Annotated in this window: 22 protein-coding genes; 12 read left to right on the forward strand and 10 right to left on the reverse strand. The window is 67.7% G+C overall.

The features are described 5' to 3' along the window. Positions 1 to 28: 28 nt before the first annotated feature. On the reverse strand, positions 29 to 430 hold the full coding sequence (locus BM115_RS23710; protein WP_092300170.1) for a YraN family protein: 402 nt from the start codon (positions 428 to 430) through the stop codon (positions 29 to 31). Between the two features lie 15 nt (positions 431 to 445). Here BM115_RS23710 and rsmI point away from each other — a divergent pair, with 15 nt between their 5' ends. Further along, positions 446 to 1,381, forward strand: a complete 936-nt coding sequence (rsmI, locus tag BM115_RS23715; RefSeq protein WP_092300173.1) for a 16S rRNA (cytidine(1402)-2'-O)-methyltransferase — start codon at positions 446 to 448, stop codon at positions 1,379 to 1,381. A gap of 77 nt (positions 1,382 to 1,458) precedes the next feature. Here the strand turns inward: rsmI and BM115_RS23720 are convergent, their stop codons facing one another. Then, the gene (locus BM115_RS23720) at positions 1,459 to 2,124 is read right to left on the reverse strand and encodes a septal ring lytic transglycosylase RlpA family protein (protein ID WP_092300413.1); all 666 of its coding nucleotides are present in this window, start codon (positions 2,122 to 2,124) and stop codon (positions 1,459 to 1,461) included. Between the two features lie 408 nt (positions 2,125 to 2,532). On the opposite strand from BM115_RS23720, the gene BM115_RS23725 reads away from it, so the two are divergent. The 3 genes from BM115_RS23725 (at position 2,533) to BM115_RS23735 (ending at position 4,198) form a co-directional block, all read left to right on the forward strand. Continuing rightward, entirely contained in the window at positions 2,533 to 3,183 is a 651-nt protein-coding gene (locus BM115_RS23725; protein WP_092300176.1) for an MBL fold metallo-hydrolase, read from the forward strand. A 10-nt stretch (positions 3,184 to 3,193) separates the two neighbouring features. Then, a complete protein-coding gene (locus tag BM115_RS23730) occupies positions 3,194 to 3,865 on the forward strand; it encodes a 3'-5' exonuclease family protein (RefSeq protein WP_092300179.1) in 672 nt (223 codons plus the stop codon). A gap of 105 nt (positions 3,866 to 3,970) precedes the next feature. Then, a complete protein-coding gene (locus tag BM115_RS23735) occupies positions 3,971 to 4,198 on the forward strand; it encodes a hypothetical protein (protein WP_092300182.1) in 228 nt (75 codons plus the stop codon). 97 nt (positions 4,199 to 4,295) lie between these two features. On the opposite strand, the gene arsC is transcribed toward BM115_RS23735, so the two are convergent. After that, positions 4,296 to 4,655: an arsenate reductase (glutaredoxin) gene (gene arsC, locus BM115_RS23740; RefSeq protein ID WP_092300185.1), complete on the reverse strand. Its 360-nt coding sequence runs from the start codon at positions 4,653 to 4,655 to the stop codon at positions 4,296 to 4,298. Between the two features lie 123 nt (positions 4,656 to 4,778). Here arsC and BM115_RS23745 point away from each other — a divergent pair, with 123 nt between their 5' ends. Then, positions 4,779 to 5,336, forward strand: coding sequence for a GNAT family N-acetyltransferase (locus BM115_RS23745; protein ID WP_255370964.1), 558 nt, complete (start codon positions 4,779 to 4,781; stop codon positions 5,334 to 5,336). Here the strand turns inward: BM115_RS23745 and BM115_RS23750 are convergent, their stop codons facing one another. The 3 genes from BM115_RS23750 to BM115_RS23760 are packed head-to-tail and all read right to left on the reverse strand — an operon-like array spanning position 5,337 to position 6,895. Continuing rightward, the gene (locus tag BM115_RS23750) at positions 5,337 to 5,975 is read right to left on the reverse strand and encodes an FMN-dependent NADH-azoreductase (protein WP_092300190.1); all 639 of its coding nucleotides are present in this window, start codon (positions 5,973 to 5,975) and stop codon (positions 5,337 to 5,339) included. Positions 5,976 to 5,978: 3 nt separating this feature from the next. Beyond that, a complete protein-coding gene (locus BM115_RS23755) occupies positions 5,979 to 6,434 on the reverse strand; it encodes a GNAT family N-acetyltransferase (protein ID WP_092300193.1) in 456 nt (151 codons plus the stop codon). Beyond that, positions 6,431 to 6,895, reverse strand: a complete 465-nt coding sequence (locus tag BM115_RS23760) for a carboxymuconolactone decarboxylase family protein (protein ID WP_092300416.1) — start codon at positions 6,893 to 6,895, stop codon at positions 6,431 to 6,433. The genes BM115_RS23755 and BM115_RS23760 overlap by 4 nt, the downstream gene beginning before the upstream one ends. A 90-nt stretch (positions 6,896 to 6,985) precedes the next feature. On the opposite strand from BM115_RS23760, the gene BM115_RS23765 reads away from it, so the two are divergent. Then, positions 6,986 to 7,492 carry a MarR family winged helix-turn-helix transcriptional regulator gene (locus tag BM115_RS23765; protein WP_092300196.1) on the forward strand — a complete coding sequence of 169 codons (507 nt, stop codon included), beginning with the start codon at positions 6,986 to 6,988 and terminating at the stop codon, positions 7,490 to 7,492. Positions 7,493 to 7,581: 89 nt separating this feature from the next. Here BM115_RS23765 and BM115_RS23770 read toward each other — a convergent pair whose 3' ends face one another. Both BM115_RS23770 and BM115_RS23775 read right to left on the reverse strand, forming a co-directional pair. Beyond that, positions 7,582 to 8,832: a M20/M25/M40 family metallo-hydrolase gene (locus BM115_RS23770; RefSeq protein ID WP_369823534.1), complete on the reverse strand. Its 1,251-nt coding sequence runs from the start codon at positions 8,830 to 8,832 to the stop codon at positions 7,582 to 7,584. Positions 8,833 to 8,916: 84 nt separating this feature from the next. Further along, complete coding sequence (locus tag BM115_RS23775) at positions 8,917 to 10,185, reverse strand: allantoate amidohydrolase (RefSeq protein ID WP_092300202.1); 1,269 nt, start codon at positions 10,183 to 10,185, stop codon at positions 8,917 to 8,919. Positions 10,186 to 10,475: 290 nt separating this feature from the next. On the opposite strand from BM115_RS23775, the gene BM115_RS23780 reads away from it, so the two are divergent. After that, positions 10,476 to 11,897: a C4-dicarboxylate transporter DctA gene (locus BM115_RS23780; RefSeq protein ID WP_092300204.1), complete on the forward strand. Its 1,422-nt coding sequence runs from the start codon at positions 10,476 to 10,478 to the stop codon at positions 11,895 to 11,897. A 62-nt stretch (positions 11,898 to 11,959) separates the two neighbouring features. Next, on the forward strand, positions 11,960 to 12,652 hold the full coding sequence (locus BM115_RS23785; RefSeq protein WP_092300207.1) for a GntR family transcriptional regulator: 693 nt from the start codon (positions 11,960 to 11,962) through the stop codon (positions 12,650 to 12,652). Positions 12,653 to 12,835: 183 nt separating this feature from the next. Here BM115_RS23785 and BM115_RS23790 read toward each other — a convergent pair whose 3' ends face one another. Then, the gene (locus tag BM115_RS23790) at positions 12,836 to 13,753 is read right to left on the reverse strand and encodes a LysR family transcriptional regulator (RefSeq protein WP_092300210.1); all 918 of its coding nucleotides are present in this window, start codon (positions 13,751 to 13,753) and stop codon (positions 12,836 to 12,838) included. Positions 13,754 to 13,816: 63 nt separating this feature from the next. Continuing rightward, positions 13,817 to 14,497, reverse strand: coding sequence for a hypothetical protein (locus tag BM115_RS23795; protein WP_092300213.1), 681 nt, complete (start codon positions 14,495 to 14,497; stop codon positions 13,817 to 13,819). 295 nt (positions 14,498 to 14,792) lie between these two features. Here BM115_RS23795 and gcl point away from each other — a divergent pair, with 295 nt between their 5' ends. From gcl to BM115_RS23815, 4 genes are all read left to right on the forward strand, one after another. Beyond that, complete coding sequence (gene gcl, locus BM115_RS23800) at positions 14,793 to 16,577, forward strand: glyoxylate carboligase (RefSeq protein ID WP_092300216.1); 1,785 nt, start codon at positions 14,793 to 14,795, stop codon at positions 16,575 to 16,577. A 17-nt stretch (positions 16,578 to 16,594) separates the two neighbouring features. Continuing rightward, positions 16,595 to 17,377, forward strand: a complete 783-nt coding sequence (gene hyi, locus BM115_RS23805; protein ID WP_092300220.1) for a hydroxypyruvate isomerase — start codon at positions 16,595 to 16,597, stop codon at positions 17,375 to 17,377. Positions 17,378 to 17,434: 57 nt separating this feature from the next. After that, positions 17,435 to 18,358 (forward strand): 2-hydroxy-3-oxopropionate reductase, encoded by a 924-nt coding sequence (gene glxR, locus BM115_RS23810; protein WP_092300223.1) that lies wholly within the window; start codon positions 17,435 to 17,437, stop codon positions 18,356 to 18,358. A gap of 89 nt (positions 18,359 to 18,447) precedes the next feature. Beyond that, positions 18,448 to 19,779, forward strand: coding sequence for a glycerate kinase type-2 family protein (locus tag BM115_RS23815; RefSeq protein ID WP_092300226.1), 1,332 nt, complete (start codon positions 18,448 to 18,450; stop codon positions 19,777 to 19,779). Positions 19,780 to 19,831: the final 52 nt, after the last annotated feature.

Below are 19,831 nucleotides of genomic sequence, written 5' to 3' on the forward strand. Positions count from 1 at the left end.
CTCTTTGACTTCTGCCCAATCCCGCGCATTATGACGCAGCCCAAGACGCGCCATCGTCACTCCCGGTGTTTTGATCGAATGCGTTCGGCAGCCAGGCCAGGTGCCCCGGCTCCAGCGCCACCACGTCGAAGCGGCACGGCGGCGTGTGGTCCAGCGTGCCAAGGTAGTGTTCGGCCGCCCGCAGCACGCGGCGCTGCTTGGCCGGCGTGACGCTGGCCGCCGCACCGCCGAAGGCACGACCGCTGCGCTGCCTGACCTCGACGAACGCCAGCGTGCCATCGGCGGCGCGCATCACGAGGTCGATCTCGCCGCCTTTGCAGCGATAATTGCGCACCACCAGCGCCAGCCCCTGCCTGAGCAGATAGGCCAGCGCGCGATCCTCGGCCGCCGCGCCGCGCGCGGTCGTGGTGGTTTTGAATGAGCGAATCAACGGAAGTTCTCAAGCATGAGTGACTGGACCTCGCTGGCCGCCGGCCAGACCTACCCGCCCGGCACGCTGTACGTGGTGGCCACGCCCATCGGCAACGTGGCCGACCTGTCCCTGCGCGCGCTGCATGTGCTCGGGCTGGCCGACGCCATCGCCTGCGAAGACACCCGCAACACCGGCCAACTGCTCTCGCGCGTGGGCCTGCAGCGGCCGCTGGTGGCCGTGCACGAGCACAACGAGCGCGAAGCGGCGGTGAAGATCGTCGCCCGGCTGGCCGCCGGGGAGCGCATTGCCTATGTGTCCGATGCGGGCACGCCCGGCATCTCCGACCCTGGCGCCCGGCTGGTGGAAGCGGTGCGGGCGGCCGGCCTGCGCGTGGTGCCGCTGCCGGGGCCGAGCGCCGCCGTGACCGCGCTGTCCGTGGCCGGCGACATGCTCGAAGCCGGCGAAGGCCGCTTCACGTTCATCGGCTTCCTGCCCGGCAAACCCAAGGCCCGCGCTGACGCCATTGCGCAACTGGCCGCCCTGGACCACGCCTGGGTGGTCTACGAGGCGCCGCACCGCATCGCCGACACGCTGGCGGCACTGGCCGCCGCCCTGCCCGGCACGCGCCGGCTGCTGGTGGGCCGCGAGCTGACCAAGCTGTTCGAGGAGACGCCGGTGCTGACCGTGGCCGAGGCGCCGGCGTGGCTGGCCGCCGAGGCATCGCGCGGCAAGGGGGAGTTCGTGCTGGTGGTGGAAGGCGCGGGGCGCGCCGAAGATGCCGATGCCGATGCGCCCGATGCCGAGGCCCAGCGCGTGCTGAAGTTGCTGGTGGCCGAGCTGCCGGCCAAGCGCGCCGCCAAGCTGGCGGCGGCGATCACCGGTGCGAAGACCGATGCGCTCTACCGGCTGGCGCTGGCGCAACGCGCCGCCGAGACTGACGCGGGTGACGACAGCGACAGCGAGGAATGAGAAAAGTCTGAAAGGGAGAGGGGGGAGCGGGCTGGCGGTGGAACGGGAGTCGATCACGCCAGGCCGCATCGGGGTGCCTACCGGGGCTTGCGCTTGGTGGTCGTCTTGACCATCCGCGCTTTGGCCTTGGACTTGGCCGGGACCAGCGTGTTGGCGGTCTCGGGCAGGTCGTCGGCGCCGCTGCCGTCACCGGCTTCGTTGCCGCCCGCCTCAAGCTGCGGACCCAGCGCCGCGACTTCCGTGCGCGACAGCCGGCGGATTTCCACCTGCGTGGCGCCACGTTCGACGAAACTCAGCCGCTTGGCCGCCGCATAGGACAGATCGAGCACCCGCCCGCCGTGGTAAGGGCCGCGGTCATTGATCCGCACCACTGCCACCTTGTCGTTGCGCAGATTGCGCACCAGTACCCAGCTATCGAGCGGGAGCGACGGGTGCGCGGCAGTCATCGCGCGCATGTCGAAGCGTTCGCCATTGGCGGTCTTGCGGCCATGGAAGCCCTTGCCGTACCAGGACGCCGTACCGCGCTGCTCGAAAGTGCCCAGATCCGGGCGCAGGCCGTCCAGCGACGATTGCGACGGCGCGTTGTCATCCTTGCCCCAGCCGAACAAATCCCAGTTGCCGCGCTCATCGGGGCGAGCGCCGGACTTGTCGAGCTTCGCCTTGGCGGCGCGCGTGGGCACCGCGCCATTGGCGTCGGCGTTTTGTTGGGAGTCGCTCTCCGGCGGCGTCGCGCAGGCGGCCATCACCAGCGCCGATACGAGGATCGCGCAGCGACGCAGCAAGCGGTTAGTTTCCGGTTTGGCGGGGGTCGCGCGTTGCGTCGCGCGTGCGAGGCCAAACCCCGGACGAGATACGGGCAAATTGAACATGGGCGCAGTCTAACATCGGTGTCCGAGCGCTACATCCTTGATTTTGTTACGAAATTTAATCAAGTGGCTTTGAAGATCGGCACGAATCCCCGCAATCCAAAGCCTGACAAGGGATTGCGCCGAATATGACAAGCGCATTTATGAGTGTCTTGAAATTCACTTTCAGAGTCGTCTCAACGGGTCTGACACCCGTTTGAGACGGGGGGCCATGGGGCGACGTTACAATGACCGCCTCGGCCAGACCGTGCCGTGGCGCACACGACAAAGCGCCCGCATCGACCCATGAAAGTCCTCCTGATTCCCGTCACCCCGTTCCAACAAAACTGCTCGCTGTGGATCGACGAGACCACCGGCCGTGCCGCCGTGTGCGACCCCGGCGGCGACCTCGACCGCATCCTGGCCGCCGTCACGGAGCAAGGCGTGACGCTGGAAAAGATCTTCCTGACGCACGGTCACGTCGACCATTGCGCCGGCGCGGCGGCGCTTTCGCGCCAGCTCGACATCCCGATCGAGGGGCCGCACGAGGACGAGCGGTTCTGGATCGATCAACTGCCCGACCAGACGCGCCGCTTCGGCTTCGGCCATGCGGAGGCGTTCGAGCCGGATCGCTGGCTGGACAACGGCGACACCGTGACGTTCGGCGGCGAGACGCTCGAGGTCTACCACTGCCCCGGCCACACACCGGGCCACGTGGTGTTCTTCTCGCGCGCCAACCAGTTGGCGATCGTCGGCGATGTGCTGTTCGCGGGCTCAATCGGCCGGACCGATTTCCCGCGCGGCAACCACGCCGACCTGATCCGCTCGATCCGCACGCGGCTGTGGCCGCTGGGCGGGGACGTGACCTTCGTGCCCGGGCACGGCCCGGTGTCTACCTTCGGCGAGGAACGCCGCAACAACCCCTACGTGGCCGATCACCTGATCGACGCGGCCTGAAATCATCCCGATGGCGAAGAAGCAGGCACCCGATACCCGTCCCGAGATCTACGTCAGCACCGACGTGGAGGCCGACGGCCCGATCCCGGGCCCGCATTCGATGCTCTCGTTCGCCTCGGCGGCGATGCTGGCCGACAAGACCGTGCTCGGCACCTTCTCCGCCAACCTCGAAACCCTGCCCGGCGCCGCCGGCCATCCGGTGCAGATGCAGTGGTGGAAGACCCAGCCTGAGGCCTGGGCGGCGTGCCGGCGCGACCTCGAACGCCCCGAGGATGTGATGCCGCGCTACGTGGAATGGGTGGAAAGCCTGCCGGGCAAGCCGGTGTTCATCGCCTTTCCGGCCGGTTTCGATTTCACCTGGGTGTTCTGGTACATGATGCGGTACGCCGGCCGCTCGCCCTTCGGCTGGGCGGCGCTGGACATCAAGACGCTCGGCTTCGCGCTGACCGGGCGGCCGTACCGGAAGTCGGTCAAGCCGGCCTTCCCGGCCCACTGGCACGACCCATTGCCACACACCCACATCGCCCTGGACGACGCCCTCGAGCAGGGCGCCCTGTTCTGCAACATGCTGGCCGAGCTGCGCGCGCGGGAAGCGACGCTGGCGACGGTCGCTTCGGCAAATTCTGCTGTTGGCGCGGATTCCAACGATAGCGATAGCTCACATCCAACCGTCGAACGCTGAACTGGGTACGCCCCGGCGGTCGCAGGAAACGGCGCGTTTCCCGTGGCGTTTGCCTATAGTAGAAGTGGCTGTTGAAGCGGCTACCGACGCCCGAGGAGGTGTGCCATGCGATTCCATCCCGATCTCCATTTCAAGGACCTGAGCGGCAGACTGCACTGGCCACACCGCACCCACGCGCGCACTTCCGCCATCACCCGGATGCATTCTCCGAGCGAGGATGCGGAAATCGCCAAGGCTACGGTCTATGTCAGCACGGTCACGCTGGTGACGCTGCTGGTGGTGCTCGCCGCCATCGCTTTCGGTCAGGAGGCCCTGCACTGGCTGGGTGTTTGATTACGACGACTCGCCTGACGCGAATCGCCTGTCTGACCGGCCGGCCTCCCCTTGCGGGAGGCCGGTTCTATTTCGGGCCCCGAATTGGTGCAGCCGGTCAGTCCAGCAGGGCCGACACGGCTTCGGGCGGGCGGCCGATGGCGGCCTGGCGGTTGCGGACCACCACCGGGCGTTGCAGCAGGATCGGGTTGTCGGCTACGGCGGCCAGCAGTTCGCCGTCGGTCAGGCCGGGGTCGGCCAGATCGAGCTCCTTGTAGACATCCTCGTTGCTGCGCAGCATCTCGCGCACCGGCAGGCCCAGCAACGTATGGAGCTGGCGCAGCGTGGCCAGCGTGGGCGGCTGCTTCAGGTACTCCACCACCTCAACCGGCTCGCCCAGACGCGCCGCCGCCGACTCGACCAGCGCGAGCGTCTCGCGCGACTTCGAGCAACGGGGGTTGTGGTAGATCGTGATCATGGTGGCGTTCTCCGGATAAATATCACCGCACTATATACAAGCGCCTGCGCGCGCGACGCGGTAAGGTACGGAATGTGCTTCGCACAAGATTTCCCTGACTGGCCTGACTGCCTCCGAAACACCGTGTCCGAATCATCCGCCCCCCGCAAGCCCTTCCACCTCCGCGATGCCACGCCCGACGACGTGCCGGCCATCCATGCCATCTACGCCCATCATGTCGAGCACGGGCGCGCCTCGTTCGAGGAAGTGATCCCGTCCGTGGACGACATGCGCCTGCGGTATGGCGAGGTACTCAAGAAGCACCTGCCGTACATCGTCGCCGAGCGGGATGGCGAGGTGCTGGGCTACGCCTACGCGTCGTCCTACCGCGCGCGCAGCGCCTACCGCTTCGCTATCGAGGATTCGATCTATATCGGTCATCGCCATACCGGCGAGGGCCTGGGCCGCGCGCTGCTGGCCGAACTGATTGCCCGCTGCGAGGCCGGGCCGTGGCGCCAGATGGTGGCTGTGGTGGCCATCACCGCCAGCGGCGAGGGTGCCGGGTCCGTGGCCGTGCACGAGCGGCTGGGCTTCCGGACGGTGGGCCGGCTCGAATCGGTCGGACTCAAGCACGGCCAGTGGATCGACACGGTGCTGATGCAGCGCCCGCTGGGGGTGGGCGACGCCTCGGTGCCCGGCTGATCAGGCGGCAGCCACCGCCAACCCCGGCAGCGTGGCATCGGCCCAGGTCTGCAGGTGCTCCAGCCCGTGGGCGATGTACTCCGGACCTCGGGCGGTGTTGTCCATGCGCAGCACTTCCACACTGGTGAGGCCGATCGTGCCGAGCACGTACTTCAGGTAAGGCGTCAGGAAGTCCTGCTGGCTGCCGGGGCCCTCGCGGACCGGGCCGCCGCAGGCCACCACGGCCAGCACGGGCCGGTCGCGCAGCAGTCCGATCTTGCCCTGCCGCGAGCTGCGGAAGGTGCGCTCGGGCCGCACGACGAGGTCGATCCAGGTCTTCAGCGTGGCCGGCACCGTGAAGTTGTGCATCGGCGTGGCCAGCAGCACCATGTCGGCCGCCTCGAGTTCCGCGATCAGCGTCTCGGACAGCGCGAGCGCCGGCGGCACCTCCCCTTCCTTCAGCAGCCCGGCCGCGCCGGCCATGTTGGCTTCCGTGAACGCCGCGCCGATGGGTGGCAGCGGGTCGGCGGCGAGGTCCCGTTCGAGCACGGTCAGCGGCGCGTGTTGCGCGGCCAGCTTCTGGCGAATCCAGTCGGCCGCGCGGCGGCTGTGCGACGTCTCGCCCCGGGGGCTGACGTTCAGGTGGAGCAATGTCGTCATGTCTCAGTCCAATTGATATTTGAAGCGCAGCGTCTGGGCCAGCAGACCGTTACGGTAATAGAAACGATGGCCCAGCACGTTGGTGAGTGGCGTATCCAGCACCAGCAGGCGGGCATTGAGCGCGCGGGACTCTTCCTTGAGCCAGTCCATCAGCATCCGGCCGTACCCGGCGCTGCGTATGTTGGCGTCCGTAACCAGGTCGTCCACATACAGGAAATCGCCGTAGACGAGATTCTCCTGCATCCGGTACCCGGCCAGCGCCACGAGCTGGCCGTCATCCCACAGGCCGACCAGGCGGTAGCCCACGTCGGCCTGCCGCCGCCAGCGCGCCACGAGTTCATCGGCATCGGCCAGATGCGGCCGGAGCTGGTGCATCAGCGGGAAACAGGCCGCCACTTCGCCGCCGGTGTCGATGCGACGAATCTGAATCAGGTCGATTTCTTTGACGACGGTGCTCATGCGCGGCTCCCGGTGGCGGGCGTGGCGGCCGGCGGCGGGAAGTGCAGCCCCACGGCGATGCGGTTCCACGCGTTGATGGCGGCAATGGCGGTGGCCAGGAACACGCGTTCCTCCTTCGTGAAGACCGCCTTGACCTGCGCCTGCGCGGCGTCCAGCGCGGCGTGGTCGGTCATGCGGACGAGCGCTTCGGCCAAGGCCAGGGCCGCCTGCTCGCGCACGGTGTAGATGCCGGCGTCGCGCCATCCGGCCAGCAGATCGAACTTGCGCGGGTCGATGTCGAGCTTGCGCGCGATGTTCAGATGGAATTGCAGGCAGAACGCGCAGCCGTTGAGCTGGGAGACCCGCAGCTTCACCAGTTCGGTCAGCGCCTTGTCCAGGCCGGACGCGTCCACCGCGCGTCCCACGCCGCCCAGTGCGGCGTAGACATCGGGGGCTGTCGCCGTAAATTGTTGGAAATCCATCGTCATGTCGTGCTCCTTGGTCCGGTTGGCCCGGTCGGTCGGTTGAGGTAAGATGTAAGAGTTCGAACATGATATAAGAGCTTTGACATTATGGCTAAGACCACAGCGCAGGTAGGGGCATCAGCGGCGGAGGCGTCACGCCTTCCGGCGCCCGGCGAAGGCAAGCGCGGCGAGAGCGGCTATCTGGCCTACCTGCTGCGGCAGGCCAGCGCCGCCAACCGGCTGCGCATGGAACGCGCGCTCGACGACCTCGGCGTGACCGTGCCGCAGTTCTTCGTGCTGACGATGCTAGGCGCCTACCCGGGCATCTCGGGCGCGGACGTGGCGCGGCTGGCGCTGCTGACGCCGCAGACCGTGAGCGTGATCATGAACAACCTGGAAAAGGTGGGCGCCATCGCCCGCACGCCGCATCCGGTGCACGGGCGCATCCAGACCATCGCCCTGACCGAGGCCGGCCGCACCTTGCTGGCGGGCTGCAAGGCGCGTGCGACAAAGGTCGACGAGGATCTGCGCGCTGGGCTGACGTCCGAGGAAGAACAGGTGGTGCGGCGCTGGCTGGTCAGCCTGGCATCGCCCGAAGAGGGCCTGACCGCCTAGCCGGGCCATGAAAAAAGCCCGCGAGACGGAAGTCGCGCGGGCCGCAAGTCACAACAAAGGGTTCTTTACAGGCGCTCAGACCATCGGAATCAGGCCATCAGGTCCGAGAGCGCCAGCGCCACCACCTTGGTCGCGCGGTTCAGGTCGTTCAGGCGCAGGTTCTCGTCCGAGTTGTGGCCGCGCGCCTCCATCAGCGTGCGCGGGCCGGCGCCGTACAGCACCGTGGGAATGCCGTGGCTGGTGTAGTGGCGGGCGTCGGTGTAGAGCGGCACGCCCTGCACCGGGATCTCCACGCCGAACACGGCCTCGGCACGGCTCTTGAGCGCGCCGATCAGCTTCTCCACGCCGGGCAGCTCGGACAGCGGCTCGGCCAGGATGATGCGTTCCACCTTGACCTCGATACCCGGGCGGTCCTTGGCGGCACGCTCCACCACGGCGCGCAGTTCGCCTTCGGCATCGAAGCCGATCTCTTCCGGAATCATGCGGCGGTCCACGCGGAAGGTGACCAGGTCCGGCACCACGTTGGTGTTGATGCCGCCCTTGATCAGGCCGACGTTCAGCGTGGCCGTGTCGATGCCCGGCACCTTGCTCTTGCGCGTGGCCAGCTCCGCGCGCAGGCCGTAGATCGCCTGCAGGATGTGGGTGGCGGCCTCGATGGCGTCCACGCCGGTGTGCGGCATCGCCGCGTGGCCCTGCTTGCCCTTGACGGTCACTTCCACGTGCAGGCAGCCGTTGTGGGCCGAGGTGATGCCGTACGAGAAGCCGGCCGAAATCGCGTAGTCAGGCTTGGTCAGCCCTTCGTCGAGCAGGAACTTCGGGCCGATGTCGCCGCCGGTTTCCTCGTCGTACGTGAACTGGAGTTCCACCGTGCCGTTGAGCTTGGCGCCCTGCTTCTCGGCTTCCTGAAGCGCCAGCACCGCATAGGCGTAGGTGGCGAAGTCCGACTTGGACACCGCCACGCCACGGCCATACATCACCGGGCCGTGCTCGCTGTCGGCAATCTCGCCGCCGTACGGGTCCTTGGTCCAGCCCAGGCCGGGGGGCACCACATCGCCGTGGGCGTTCATGGCGATGGTCGGGCCGCCCTTGCCGAAGGTCTTGCGCACCAGCAGGTTGGTGGCGCTGATCATGCCCGCCGCGCGGACCTTGTCCTCGGGCACCTTGTGCGCTTCCACCTGGAAACCCAGCCCTTCGAGCAGCGTCCTGGCGCGCTTGCCGTGGGCGTCGCAGTCGCCGGGCGGGTTGTCGGACGGCACCTTGACCAGCTCGGCCAGGAAGGCCTCCTGCTGCGGACGCAGCGCGTCGATGGTCTGCGTGAGCGTGGTCTCGATGAGGTTCATGTTGTCTCGTGCGGTCATGTTCTGGCTCTGGATTCGGATTTGTTCGATAAATGGCTTGGGCGCGCTGCGTGGTACCGCCGGGGCTTACTGCTGCCGCTGGAAGTGCTCGACAAAATCGGCGAACACCCGCGCGGCGGTCTGCGCGTCTTCGGGGGTCATGGTCTCGGTGGGGTGATGGCTGATGCCGCCGTTGCCGCAGCGCACGAACAGCATCGCCACATCGGCAATCGCGGAAATCGCCATGGCGTCGTGGCCGGCGCCCGAGGGCAGGTGCCGCACCGGCACGCCCTGGCGCTCGACGGCGGCGGCCCATTGCGATTGCAGCCACGGCGCGCACGGCACGCTCTTGGCTTCGTGGGTCTTGCGTACCTGCACGCGCACGTTGCGGCGCGCGCCGATGCGTTCGATCTCGGCCAGCACGTCGTTGACGGCGGCCTCGCGCTCGGCGTCCTGCCCGGCGCGGATGTCGATGGAGAACACGGCGCGGCCCGGCACCACGTTGGTCGCCCCATTGGGCACGTTGAACTGGCCGACGGTGCCGACCAGGCCCGGCTTGCCGCTGCAACGCTTCTCTATATAGAGGCCGATCTCCGCGCCGGCCATCGCGGCGTCGCGGCGCATGTCCATCGGCACGGTGCCGGCGTGGCCGGCCAGCCCTTCCAGTTCGACGATAAAGCGCGTGGCGCCCGAGATGGCGGTGACCACGCCCACGGCCAGGCCCTCGTTCAGCAGCACCGGGCCCTGCTCGATATGCACCTCGACGAAGCCCAGCACGCGCTGGCGGTCATGGGCGGCGGCGGGTAGCTCGGCAGCGTCGAAGCCGGCCGCGCGCATTACCTCGCGCATGGTCTTGCCGGAGTCATCGACGTTGTCGAGCACATTGGTGTCGAAGGTGCCGGCAATCGCACGGCTGCCCAGCAGCGTCGCCTTGAAGCGCACGCCCTCCTCCTCGGCAAAGCCGACCACCTCGATGGCGAACGGGAAGCGCTTGCCCTGGCGGTGCCACTCGGCCACGCAGGCAATCGGCAGGATCACGCCGAGGTTGCCGTCATAGCGGCCAGCATCGCGCACAGTGTCGAAGTGGGAGCCGGTGAGCAGCGCGGGAGCGTCGGGCGAGGTGCCTTCGTAGCGGCCGATGACGTTGCCGGCGGCGTCGCGGCGCACGGTCATGCCGGCTTCGCGCATCCATTCGGCTAGTTGTGCGGCGGCGCCGTGGTGGGCGTCGGTCAGGTAGGTGCGGGTCAGCAGCCCGGGCTGCTCGGTGTGGACGGCCAGGGCGTCGGCCCAGGCCATGATGCGGGCGCCGGCCTCCGGGGCCAAAGTCGTCGGGGTTGCTGCCGGGGTTACTGCCATAGCGGGTCTCCTGCGATCTACATGTAGCCCGGCGCTGAGGGTCCTGGCGGGGGCGCCAGTCCGGGCGGGCGCCCGGTGCCGAAGCTCTATTCTCTGCGATTCATGTTAGCACAGTGAATTCAAAAATTGCATACAAAAATGATATGCACTATATTGGCCTGCACGCACCGACAATCCCGCCCGGACAATCGTTTATCGACAATCCTGTCGAGCCCGGCCGAGGGTGGCGTGGCGTTCCCAAACCCAGATCAGGGCAGGCCATTCCGGACCCGCCCGGCACGGAGACAACGATGCAGCAATCCCTTCCCGCGCAGCGCCCCCCTCGCCTGCATGCCCGCAGTTTTAGCCGCTTGACTCGCTCGCTATTCGGCCAGGTATTGATCGCCCTGGTGCTCGGCACCCTGCTCGGGCTCTGCTTTCCCGAGTTCGCCGCCAAGCTCAAGCCCCTTGGCGATGCCTTCATCAAGCTGATCAAGATGCTGATCGGCCCCATCGTGTTCTGCGTGGTCGTGGCCGGTATCTGCGGCGCCGGCGAGCTGAAGAAGGTGGGCCGGGTCGGCATCAAGGCGGTGATCTACTTCGAGATCGTCACGACCATCGCGCTGGCGCTGGGCATCGTGCTGGCCTACGTGTTCCAACCCGGCACGGGCATGAACGTGAACCCGCGCACGCTCGATATCTCGGCCATGGCCGCCTATATCGACAACGCCGAGAAGGTGAAAAGCGCCGGCACGGTCGATTTCCTGCTCAAGCTGATCCCGAACACGGTGATGGGCGCCTTCACCAACGGCGACGTGCTCCAGGTGCTGCTGGTCTCCGTGCTGTTCGGCTGCGCGCTGTCGCTGGTGGGCGAGTCGGGCAAGCCGCTGGTGCGCCTGATCGACACCTTTTCCCACACGCTGTTCAAGATGATGGGCTTCATCATCAAGCTGGCCCCGCTGGGCGTGCTCGGCGCGGTGGCGTTCACGGTGGGCAAGTACGGCATCGGCTCGCTCAAGCAGCTCGGCTTCCTGGTGATCCTGTTCTACGGCGCGGTGGCGATCTTCGTGCTCGTGGTGCTCGGCACCATCATGCGGATCTGCGGGTTCTCGGTAATCAAGCTGATCCGCTATCTGAAGGCTGAACTGCTGGTGGTGCTGGGTACGGCGTCCTCGGACAGCGTGCTCCCGCAGGTCATGAAGAAGCTCGAATTCATGGGCGTGCGCAAGTCGGTCGTCGGGCTGGTGATTCCTACCGGCTACTCGTTCAACCTCGATGCGTTCTCGATCTACCTGACGCTCGCGGCGGTCTTCATCGCCCAAGCCACGAATACGCCGCTTGCGCTGGGCGACCTGCTCGGCATCCTCGCCGTGGCGCTGGTCACCTCGAAGGGCGCGCACGGCATTCCGGGCTCGGCCATCGTGATCCTGGCGGCGACGCTGTCGGCCCATCCGGCGATTCCCGCCATCGGCCTGGTGCTGGTGCTGTCCGTCGACTGGTTCATCGGCATCGCGCGCGCCGTGGGCAACCTGATCGGCAACTGCGTGGCGACGGTGGTGGTGGCGGCCTGGGAGAAGGATATCGACCGGGAGCGTGCCCACGCGGTGCTCAACGGCACGATTCCGGCGGGTGATCTCGACGCGGGCCTGGAGGCGCTGGGCGACAGCCTCGGCGCGGACACCGGGAAAGTCCCCGTGGGTGCGCCGCTGCCTGGCACGGTCGCGGGGCGCTAGAATCACGCATTCCCAATCCCGCACCGCGCCGGTCCGCCCCCAGAGGCGAGAGGCGCGACACCATGCCCGAGCACATCGATCCAGACATGACCGCCGAGGCGATTGCCGACGACATCGTCGCCGCCATCGTCTCGCACCGCCTGCCCCCCGGCACCAAGCTGCGGGAGGAGGCGCTGGCCAGCGTCTATCGCGTCAGCCGCACCAAGGTGCGGGCCGCGCTGCTGATGCTGTCCAAGGACAAGGTCATCCAGATCGTGCCGGACAAGGGCGCCTTCGTCGCCAAGCCGAGTGCCGAGGAGGCGCGTGAAGTCTTCGCGGTGCGCCGCATCCTGGAGGCCGCGCTGGCGCGCGAGTTCGTGGCCAAGGCCACGGCGGCGGACTACAAGCGCATCGACAAGCATCTGGCCGCCGAGCGCAAGTCCCTGGGCGGCAACGACGCGCAGGTGCGCACCCGGCTGCTGGGCGACTTCCACATCGTGCTGGCGGAGGTGGTTGGCAACAACGTGCTGACCGAGATCATGCGCGAGCTGTCCATGCGCAGCGCGGTCATCACCATGCTGTACCAGAGCCGGCGCGATGCCACGTGTTCCTCCGACGAGCATCGCGAGTTCATCGACGCCGCGCGCGCGGGCGATGCGGAGCGGGCAGTCACGCTGATGGTCGATCACCTCGCGCATGTGGAGGCGGCGTTGCACTTTGAGGAGGTGCCGGGCGCATCGCGCGGCAAGGATCTGGTGACGGCGTTGCTGGCCTGATCGCTGCATCGTCAGGGAATGCCTGGCGCTTGACGGCGATCAAGTCCAAAACGCGGCGGGAGGCGCATCATTCCTCTCGCCATGAAGTTGCGGGGGCGCACTTCATGAGCTCTCCCCGCCCTTCGCAAGAAGGGCTGCCCGCAGACCGCAACGGCTGCGGGCTTTTTCGTTTACGGCCCCGATTTACGCTTCGGCGCGCCCGGTCCAGTAGCCGGGCTTTGCGAACGCCGTCTTCAGGTGTTCGATGAAGAAGCGGATCTTGGCCGGCACCGGCCGCTGCTGCGGGTACACCGCGAGGATGTCGTAGTCCGGCAGCGCGTATTCGTCGAGCACCGTGATCAACTCGCCGCTCTCCAGCTGCGGCAGGATCTCCCAGGTGGAGCGCCAGCCCAGTCCCAGACTCTCGCCGGTCCAGCGGTGCAGCAATTCCCCGTCGTTGCAATCGAGGTTGCCACGCGCGCGCACCGTCACCGTCTTGCCGTTCTGCTGGAAATACCAGCCGCGCTGCTGCCCGCCTTGCAGGTTGAAGGCCAGGCAGTTATGCCGCTCCAGATCCTCGAGCGTGTGCGGCACCCCATGCTTGGCGAAGTAGGCCGGCGTGCCGCAGACCACCCGCTTGTTCGTCGCGAGCTTGATCGCCACGAAATTCGGGTCGATGGCGCCGCCGATGCGGATGCCGACGTCGTAGCCCTCGCGCACGAGATCCACCACGCGGTCCGTCAGGTTGAACGAGATCTGCACTTCGGGATTGGCACGCAGAAACGCCGGCGCGTGCGGCGCCACATGCTTGCGGCCGAACGCGGCCGGGGCGGACACGATCAGGTGGCCGGTGGCCTTGTGCTTGCCTTCGGCAATCAGCATCTCGGCGCGGTCCAGGTCGGACAGCGCCTTCTTGCACTGCTCCATGAACGCCGCGCCCTGCTCCGTCACGACGATGCGGCGTGTGGAGCGGTGCAGCAGCTTCACGCCGATGCGCGCCTCGAGCGCGTTGATGCGGCGGCCGATCATCACCGGCGTCACGTTCTGCGTGAGCGCGGCGGCGGCCATGCTGCCATGTTCCACCACGGCGATGAAGGCTTCGATTTGTTTGAGTTTATCCATATGGGCCAGTCAAGCCGGTTGTCTCCTGCTGGCACATTGTGAGGCATTCGCAGCCCCGGCGGGTCAGCTGGGGCGGCTGCGCAACAGCGCGTCGCTGATCTCGGCGGCCTCGCCCAGCACGTGGGCCAGCCGCCGCAGCGGCGCGCAGCACTGCAACTGGGCGAACAGGGCGAACGCCGCGCCGGCCACCAGCACGGCGCCGTACACGGCCACCAGCGCGGGCCCCTTGTCGGGCGCCGCCACGACCAGCCCATCGGCCAGCACGGCCGCCGCTGGGCCGAGCGCCAGCACCAGCGCTACCGTGCGGGCGGCGCCTTCCCAGAGCCGCGCCTGCAGCACGATGCGCCGCTGGCGCGCGCGCAACTGGAGCGCGGGAACCCGCCCGAGCCGAAGCACCAGCGCGTCCTCGGCATCGCTCTCCACATCCACCCGGCGCGACAGCCAGCGCAGCGGATGCCGCAGCGCATCGCGCCGCACCAGCAGGCGCACCAGCCACGCGCCCACGTAGAACACGCCGCACACCGCCAGCAGCCCGTGGAACACCTGCGGCAGCCACACGGGCGGCGCCTGGCCGAGGATCTCGTGCCACCAGACCAGCCCGCCCCCGGCCACCAGCGCCGGCACCAGCGCGAGCACGAAGCCGGCCCAGAGCACGCCCGCGAGCCGGCTGTCCGGCGCGCGCTCGGTGGGTCCGGCCTGGAGCGCTTCGATCAATTCATAGGTGGACGGCAGCCGCGTGTACATGGCAAGGCGATGGCGAGAACAGAGCCCGCTATTTTGGCTGGGGCGGCCTGCTACCGAAAGCCCGAATTGCACCCAATCCACCCCAAATCGACCCAACCCCCACGCTTGTGGGGGACGCGGATTCCGCACTGCAACGTATTGAATTCGTCACTTCATAGCGGCGCCGGCGAGGTCATTGCATACCCCAGGTATCGAATCAACTGATCGCCCTTCTGTTTATCCGCGCCCCGCTGCGGGCATAGGATCGACGCCAGCGGACATTTCACCCATTTCAATTCGATCCCTGGAGACAGACATGCCGAAGATGAGAGCAGTTGACGCGGCCATCGCCGTGCTGGAGAAGGAAGGCATCACCACCGCGTTCGGCGTGCCCGGCGCCGCGATCAACCCGTTCTACTCGGCCATGCGCAAGGCCGGTTCGATCAAGCACCTGCTGGCCCGCCACGTGGAAGGCGCCTCGCATATGGCCGAGGGCTATACGCGTGCCGAGCCGGGCAATATCGGCCTGTGCGTGGGCACCTCGGGCCCCGCCGGCACGGACATGATCACGGGCCTGTACTCGGCCTGGGCGGATTCCATCCCCATCCTCTGCGTGACCGGCCAGGCCCCGCGCGCCCGGCTGTACAAGGAAGATTTCCAGGCCGTCGATATCGAATCGATCGCCAAGCCGGTGACCAAGTGGGCCGTGACCGTGCGCGAGCCGGCGCTGGTGCCGCAGGTCTTCCAGCAGGCGTTCCACCTGATGCGCTCGGGCCGCCCGGGTCCGGTGCTGATCGACCTGCCGTTCGACGTGCAAGTGGCCGAGATCGAATTCGACCCTGAGACCTACCAGCCGCTCCAGCCGTACAAGCCGGCCGCCTCGCGCGCGCAGATCGAGAAGGCCATCGCCATGCTCAACGCGGCCGAGCGCCCGCTGATCGTCTGCGGCGGCGGCGTGATCAACGCCGATGCGGCCGACCTGATGGTGCAGTTCGCCGAACTGGTCAACGTGCCGGTGGTGCCGACGCTGATGGGCTGGGGCGTGCTCGCCGACGACCATCCGCTCCAGGCCGGCATGGTCGGCCTGCAGACCTCGCACCGCTACGGCAATGCCACGCTGCTGGCGTCCGACTTCGTGATGGGCATCGGCAACCGCTGGGCCAACCGCCACACGGGGAGCGTCGATGTCTATACGAAGGGTCGGAAATTCGTTCACGTCGATATCGAACCGACGCAGATCGGCCGCGTGTTCGGCCCGGACCTCGGCATCGTCTCGGACGCCAAGGCCGCGCTGGAGCTGTTCGTGGAAGTGGCGCGCGAGATGAAGATGGCCGGCCGCCTGCCGTGCCGCAAGGCCTGGGTGGCCGATGTGCAGAAGCGCCGCCGCACCATGAAGCGCAAGAGCGACTTCGACAACGTGCCCATCAAGCCGCAGCGCGTGTACCGCGAGATGAACCAGTACTTCCCGCGCGACGTGCGCTACGTCAGCACCATCGGCCTGTCGCAGATCGCCGCTGCGCAGTTCCTGTCGGTGAACCAGCCGCGCCACTGGATCAACTGCGGTCAGGCCGGCCCGCTCGGCTGGACGATCCCCGCCGCCATCGGCGTGAAGACGGCCTCGCCGGAATCGGACGTGGTGGCCATCTCGGGCGACTACGACTTCCAGTTCATGATCGAGGAACTGGCCGTCGCCGCGCAGTTCAAGGTGCCGTACATCCACCTCGTGGTGAACAACTCCTACCTCGGCCTGATCCGTCAGGCGCAGCGCAACTTCGAGATGGATTACTGCGTGCAGCTGGCGTTCGACAACGTGAACGCGCCGGAGCTGGACGGCTATGGCGTGGATCACGTCAAGGTGGTGGAAGGGCTCGGCTGCAAGGCGATCCGCGTGCACAAGCCCGAGGACATCGCGCCGGCCTTCGCCGAGGCGCGTGACCTGATGGCCGAGTTCTCGGTGCCGGTGGTGGTGGAAGTGATCCTGGAGCGCGTGACCAATATCGCGATGGGTACCGAGATCGACAACATCAACGAGTTCGAGCCGATCGAGGACATCGAGGACGCCGACGAGGCCATCCTGTCCGAAGAAGTGGCCACCGCCTGACCGGGAGAGAGACACACATGCCAAAGCTCGCCGCCAACCTGACCATGCTGTTCAACGAAGTGGCCTTCCTGGACCGCTTCGAGGCCGCCGCCCGCGCCGGATTCCGGGGCGTGGAGTTCCTGTTCCCGTACGCGTTCCATGCGGACCAGATTGCCGACCGGCTGAGCCGGTTCCAGCTGGACCTCGTGCTGCACAACCTGCCCGCCGGCAACTGGGAGGCCGGCGAGCGTGGCATCGCCTGCCACCCGGACCGCGTGGGCGAGTTCCAGGAAGGCGTGGGCGAGGCGATCAAGTACGCGAAGGTGCTCGGCGTGCGCCAGCTGAACTGCCTGGTCGGCAAGCTGCCGCAGGACGTCAAGCGTGAGCAGGCCAACGAGACGCTGGTGGAGAACCTGCGCTTCGCGGCCGCCGCGCTGGCGAAGGAGCAGATCGACCTGTTGATCGAGCCGATCAACACCTTCGACATCCCCGGCTTCTTCCTCTCGCGCACCCAGCAGGCGGTGGACCTGATCGGTCAAGTCAATGCGACGAATCTGTATGTGCAGTACGACATCTATCACATGCAGCGCATGGAGGGCGAGATCGCCGCGACGCTCAAGGCCAACCTGCCGAAGATCCGCCACGTGCAGCTGGCGGACAACCCGGGCCGCAACGAGCCGGGCACGGGCGAGCTGAATTACCCGTTCCTGTTTGGCTACCTGGACGAGATTGGCTACACCGGCTGGATCGGCTGCGAGTACAAGCCGAAGACCACCACCGAGGCCGGCCTGGGCTGGCGCGCCGCGATGGGCGTGCAGTAAGCCGCGCGCCCCGCAGACATTCAAGAATTTTTCGATAGATTAGAGAGGAGACATTCCATGGCAGATCAACGAAACGTCGGCTTTATCGGCCTCGGCATCATGGGCGCGCCGATGGCGGGCCACCTGCGCGCCGCCGGGCACACGCTGTTCGTGCACGACGTCAATCCGGCGCCGCAGGCGCTGGTCGATGCCGGCGTGACCGTGTGCACCAGCGCCGAGGAAGTCGCCAAGCGCGCGGACATCATCGTCATCATGGTGCCGGACACCCCGCACGTGGAGGCGGTGCTGTTCGCCGACAAGGGCGTGGCGGCGGCGCTCAAGACGGCCGGCAAGGAAGCCAGCTACAGCAAGATCGTGGTGGACATGAGCTCGATCTCGCCGATCGCCACCAAGGACTTCGCGGCGCGCATCAACAAGCTCGGCGCCTCCTACCTCGACGCGCCGGTCTCCGGCGGCGAGGTGGGCGCCAAGGCGGCCTCGCTGACCATCATGGTGGGCGGCCCGGCCGAAGCGTTCGATCAGGTCAAGCCGCTGTTCGAGCTGATGGGCAAGAACATCACGCTGGTCGGAGGCAACGGCGACGGCCAGACCACCAAGGTGGCCAACCAGATCATCGTGGCGCTGAACATCCAGGCGGTGTCCGAGGCGCTGCTGTTCGCGTCGAAGGCTGGCGCCGACCCGGCCAAGGTGCGTCAGGCGCTGATGGGCGGCTTCGCGGCGTCGCGCATTCTGGAAGTGCACGGCGAGCGGATGGTCAAGCGCACGTTCGACCCCGGCTTCCGCATCGAACTCCATCAGAAAGATCTGAATCTGGCGCTGCAAGGGGCCAAGACGCTGGGCGTGTCGCTGCCGAACACGGCCACCGCGCAGGAGCTGTTCAACGCATGCGCAGCCAACGGCTTCGGCAAGCTCGACCACTCGGCGCTGTGCCGGGCGATCGAGATCATGTCGAACCATGAGATCGCAAAAAGCGCGAAGTAATAGCGCGATGTAATAGCGCGAAGTAAGCGTACCTAGCCTCACCCGCCCGGGCCCCGTGCCCGGGTCTTGCCTTGCCTTCCGGACCCCACATGCTTGCCACCGACGCCACCGCCGCCCTGCTGTCGCCCCAGCGACCGGGCAGCCTCCCTGACTTCCGCGATCCCCGCCACGCGCGCGCGCTGCTGAGCGACCTGTTCGACACGGCCGTGGCGTCCGTCAGCGCCGCCCACTGCCTGCCGCCGCACCTGCCATCGCCCCCCAAGGGCCGCACCGTGGTGATCGGCGCAGGCAAGGCTGCCGCCGCGATGGCGCAGGCCGTGGAGGCGCACTGGCAAGGCGAGCTGTCGGGGCTGGTGGTCACGCGCTACGGCCATGGCGCCGACTGCCGGCGCATCGAGGTCGTGGAAGCCGCCCACCCGGTACCCGACGCCGCAGGCCAGCGCGCCGCCCAACGCATGGTGGAAGCCGTGCGGGGACTGACCGCCGATGACCTCGTGCTTTGCTTGATTTCCGGCGGCGGCTCCGCGCTGCTGGCGGCACCGGCCCCGGGCCTGACACTGGAAGACAAGCAGGCGGTCAACAAGGCGCTGCTGCGCAGCGGCGCGAACATCGGCGAGATGAACTGCGTGCGCAAGCATCTCTCCGCGCTCAAGGGCGGCCGGCTGGCGCTGGCCTGCGCGCCGGCACGCGTCGAGACCCTGCTGATTTCCGATATCCCCGGCGATGACCCGACCCTGATCGCCAGCGGCCCCACGCTGCCGGACGCCACCACCTGCGCCGACGCGCTCGCAGTCATCGCCAAATACCAGATCGAGGTGCCCGCCAACGTGCGCCGGCACCTGGAGAGCGGCGCCGGCGAAACCCCCAAGCCCGGCGACGCGCGCTTTGCCGGCCACCGCAGCGTCACGCTGGCCAGCGCCCAGCAGTCGCTCGAAGCCGCCGCGGCCCGCGCGCACGAGCTGGGCCTGACCGCGCACATCCTGTCCGATTGCATCGAGGGCGAAGCGCGCGATGTGGCCGAAGTGCACGCCGCCATCGCCCGGCAGGTCGCCACGCGCGGCCAGCCATTCCAGAAGCCGTGCGTGATCCTGTCCGGCGGCGAAACCACCGTCACCGTGCGCGGCGACGGGCGCGGCGGGCGCAATGCCGAATTCCTGCTGGCGCTGGCCGTGGCGCTCGACGGCCTGCCCGGCGTGCACGCCATCGCCGGGGACACGGACGGCATCGACGGCTCCGAAGACAACGCCGGCGCCCTGCTCGGCCCGGACACGCTGACGCGGGCCGGCGCCCGTGGCCTGTCCGCCCGCGCCCACCTCGACAACAACGACGGCTACGGGTTCTTCGCCGGCCTCGACGACCTCGTCGTGACCGGCCCCACCCGTACCAACGTCAACGATTTCCGCGCGATCCTGATCGTCTGATCCCGGATCGCGCCGCCCCACAAGACGCACAAGAGCCCCACGGAAACAGGAA

Origin of the sequence: Cupriavidus sp. OV096 (genome assembly GCF_900115455.1) — a bacterium.
In the GTDB taxonomy this organism is placed as follows: Bacteria; Pseudomonadota; Gammaproteobacteria; order Burkholderiales; family Burkholderiaceae; genus Cupriavidus.

Coding starts and splice junctions, on each gene's coding strand:
- rsmI (WP_092300173.1), top strand. CDS start 446: ATGAGTGACTGGACCTCGCTGGCCGCCGGCCAGACCTACCCGCCCGGC.
- BM115_RS23720 (WP_092300413.1), bottom strand. CDS start 2,124: ATGGCCGCCTGCGCGACGCCGCCGGAGAGCGACTCCCAACAAAACGCC.
- BM115_RS23725 (WP_092300176.1), top strand. CDS start 2,533: ATGAAAGTCCTCCTGATTCCCGTCACCCCGTTCCAACAAAACTGCTCG.
- BM115_RS23730 (WP_092300179.1), top strand. CDS start 3,194: ATGGCGAAGAAGCAGGCACCCGATACCCGTCCCGAGATCTACGTCAGC.
- BM115_RS23735 (WP_092300182.1), top strand. CDS start 3,971: ATGCGATTCCATCCCGATCTCCATTTCAAGGACCTGAGCGGCAGACTG.
- arsC (WP_092300185.1), bottom strand. CDS start 4,655: ATGATCACGATCTACCACAACCCCCGTTGCTCGAAGTCGCGCGAGACG.
- BM115_RS23750 (WP_092300190.1), bottom strand. CDS start 5,975: ATGACGACATTGCTCCACCTGAACGTCAGCCCCCGGGGCGAGACGTCG.
- BM115_RS23755 (WP_092300193.1), bottom strand. CDS start 6,434: ATGAGCACCGTCGTCAAAGAAATCGACCTGATTCAGATTCGTCGCATC.
- BM115_RS23760 (WP_092300416.1), bottom strand. CDS start 6,895: ATGGATTTCCAACAATTTACGGCGACAGCCCCCGATGTCTACGCCGCA.
- BM115_RS23765 (WP_092300196.1), top strand. CDS start 6,986: ATGGCTAAGACCACAGCGCAGGTAGGGGCATCAGCGGCGGAGGCGTCA.
- BM115_RS23770 (WP_369823534.1), bottom strand. CDS start 8,832: ATGAACCTCATCGAGACCACGCTCACGCAGACCATCGACGCGCTGCGT.
- BM115_RS23775 (WP_092300202.1), bottom strand. CDS start 10,185: ATGGCAGTAACCCCGGCAGCAACCCCGACGACTTTGGCCCCGGAGGCC.
- BM115_RS23780 (WP_092300204.1), top strand. CDS start 10,476: ATGCAGCAATCCCTTCCCGCGCAGCGCCCCCCTCGCCTGCATGCCCGC.
- BM115_RS23785 (WP_092300207.1), top strand. CDS start 11,960: ATGCCCGAGCACATCGATCCAGACATGACCGCCGAGGCGATTGCCGAC.
- BM115_RS23790 (WP_092300210.1), bottom strand. CDS start 13,753: ATGGATAAACTCAAACAAATCGAAGCCTTCATCGCCGTGGTGGAACAT.
- BM115_RS23795 (WP_092300213.1), bottom strand. CDS start 14,497: ATGTACACGCGGCTGCCGTCCACCTATGAATTGATCGAAGCGCTCCAG.
- gcl (WP_092300216.1), top strand. CDS start 14,793: ATGCCGAAGATGAGAGCAGTTGACGCGGCCATCGCCGTGCTGGAGAAG.
- hyi (WP_092300220.1), top strand. CDS start 16,595: ATGCCAAAGCTCGCCGCCAACCTGACCATGCTGTTCAACGAAGTGGCC.
- glxR (WP_092300223.1), top strand. CDS start 17,435: ATGGCAGATCAACGAAACGTCGGCTTTATCGGCCTCGGCATCATGGGC.
- BM115_RS23815 (WP_092300226.1), top strand. CDS start 18,448: ATGCTTGCCACCGACGCCACCGCCGCCCTGCTGTCGCCCCAGCGACCG.